The organism is Brevibacillus reuszeri, from assembly GCF_002897295.1.
GTDB classification, from domain to species: domain Bacteria; phylum Bacillota; class Bacilli; order Brevibacillales; family Brevibacillaceae; genus Brevibacillus; species Brevibacillus reuszeri_A.
The window spans coordinates 1-2,469 of the sequence record NZ_BEXF01000075.1 but is presented as its reverse complement, the minus strand read 5'-3'; the positions used below and the strand labels follow the sequence as shown (position 1 = coordinate 2,469).

The following is a 2,469-nucleotide window of genomic DNA, read 5'->3' as shown; positions in this document are numbered from 1 at the left end:
TGTGAATGTCAACTAAAAAGTTGACCACCGTGCTCATCAAAAAATTGACCACCATGGCAAAATATTACCACCCGTTGGGTGGGTAACTTTTTCATGATCACGAGTGTTTTAAACTCTGCTTAAATCGGTAACTGTCACCGTTAATCGCAAAAACGTGAGATCGGTGCGTGAGCCTATCAACAAGTGCAGCAGTCATTTGTTCGTCCTTGAATACCTGTGTCCAATTGGCAAAGTCCAAGTTGCTGGTAAGGATCATACTTCCTTTCTCATAACGTGCAGAGCAAAACTGGAAAAGGAGCTCAGCTCCTGCTTTACTTAGGGGGACAAATCCCACCTCATCAAGAATAACGACATCTACTTTCATCCACTGCTTCTCTAACTGAAGCAATCTCTTCTGAGTTTGTGCTTCCATTAGCTCGTTGCATATTCTAGCAGCTGTCCAAAACTGAACGGTAAAACCATGACGACAAGCCTCCATCCCTAGCGCAATCGAAAGATGCGTCTTTCCTGTCCCTGAGTTCCCAATAAAAATGACATTCTCAGCTTTCTCAATATACTCACATCGAGCAAGTTGGAGAATCTTTGGTTTATTCAGTGAAGGAATACAAGAAAAATCATACTGATCGAAGGTTTTCGTACTAGGAAACTTGGCTTGCTTCATTCTCAAAGCGATCTGATTAGCATCACGTTGCATAACTTCCTGTTCCAAAAGCGCGAGAAGGAAATCCTCGTAAGGGATTTGGCGTTCCAATGCATCGTGAGCTATTTCCTTATAACACTTCTTAATGGTCGGTAGACGAAGGCGTTTGGCATAGGTTTCGAGCAAAAATGAGGTGCTCAATGAACCACACTCCTTTTATGTAACAAGTCGTTATATTGTTTTAGGTTCGGCGCTTGTACTTGAATCATCGGCACATGTGTAGTCTTCGCCAGTGAAAGTCGAGGAATTCGATGTTCTGGTAACGTCCGTTGATACAGCATCTGCCTTACCGCATCATACTGAAACAATCCCTTTTCACAGCATTCCCGTAGAGTCTCTTCTACTAAGGAAGAATTAAACTCCCGTTGTAATAAGAGGACTCGAACAAACTCTTTCATTCCATTAGGGCGATGTTTGCACTTATCCAAAAACTGTTGATAGATCAATGGCAAATGAGCCTGACGTAATGGTCGGGCGTATGGAACAGCTCCTGGGCGAATGAGAAGAAGATCGAGGTAGTGGTCATAGTTCAAAATCTCTTTTCCCTTCTCAAAACAACGTTTATGTGTAGTCACCAGTTCTCCCTTATGATAGATCGCAAGATCATCAGCATAGACTCGGCATGAGAGTTCGGTAGAAGCGTGTGAAACAGGAACAGAATAAGCATTGTGTTCAAATGTGATCATTGAAAGTGAATTGCTCTTAACTGATACCTCGCGGTAGCATTCTAAAGAACGAGAAGGCAATGGCAGCATCTGATCTTTCTCCTGCAAGAATGCTTCCCCTACAGTCATAGAGGAACGAGGAACCTTTTGGTTCTCGTATGCCATACATTTTTCAATTAGCCATTGATTCAATTCGTTTAAGGATGATACAGAGGGCATTGGCGTAAAGAACTGTTGTTTTGTGTACCTCACAAGGTTTTCAACTTGTCCCTTTTGATTTCCCTTTGCTGGTTGACAGAAGTGACTTTCAAAAAGGTAGTGTGCACGCAACTGAGTAAACCGTTCTTGTTCTTCTCGGTTCTTCCCCTGGAGAATTTTCTTAACGGCAGTCTTTAGATTGTCATAGGTGATGGTCTGGGGAACAGCCCCAAAAAACTCAAAGGCATCGACATGTCCCTGTAAGAGTGCCTCCATCTTCTGATGAAGGAATACTTTGACAAAGATCTTCCGACTATACGTACAACGTAAACAAAAGACTTGAACCGTGATCTGCTTTCCAAGCAAAATAATATCTACTTCACCCCAGTCAAACTGAGCAAACTTCCCAGGAGGGAATTCAAGGGGAACAAACGCTTTTGGTGGAGAAACCCGTAGCTCTCTAACATAACGGCGAACAGTTGATTCACCGCCGGTGAAATCATATTCGTCTACAAGTCTTTGAAAGATACGTTTTGCGGTATGACGCTGCTTTGGAGGAGCTTGTTCATCTTGGCGCAGCCATTCCAAGATAATAGGTTTAACGGAGTCAATTACAGGGCGAGCCTTTTGTTTGGAAAGCTTGTACACTGGAATTTCAGTTGTAGTAAGCGCTTTTCGTATCACTTGTCTTGAATAGCCACTTTCTCTTGAGATTTGTCGGATGGGTTTGCCTAGCACGAAGTGCTGTTTCCTGATAAACTCATAATTAGCCATCTGAAGCATTTCCTTTCCTCCCATATCTTGTTGTCTCGACAACTCCAAGATACAGGATAGAGGTGTTCAGGTGGTCAATTTTTTTATGAGCGTTATACCACTAGGTGGTCAAGAATTAGATTAGCATTCACA

2 protein-coding genes are annotated in these 2,469 nt (G+C 42.7%); both read right to left on the bottom strand.

Going from position 1 to position 2,469, the window contains the following annotated elements; genetic code table 11:
- Nucleotides 1-97: 97 nt before the first annotated feature.
- Nucleotides 98-841: an IS21-like element helper ATPase IstB gene (gene istB, locus C3B52_RS35320; protein ID WP_103110979.1), complete on the bottom strand. Its 744-nt coding sequence runs from the start codon at nucleotides 839-841 to the stop codon at nucleotides 98-100.
- Nucleotides 838-2,346 carry an IS21 family transposase gene (gene istA, locus C3B52_RS37185; protein WP_201264990.1) on the bottom strand — a complete coding sequence of 503 codons (1,509 nt, stop codon included), beginning with the start codon at nucleotides 2,344-2,346 and terminating at the stop codon, nucleotides 838-840. The genes istB and istA overlap by 4 nt, the downstream gene beginning before the upstream one ends.
- Nucleotides 2,347-2,469 lie beyond the last annotated feature (123 nt).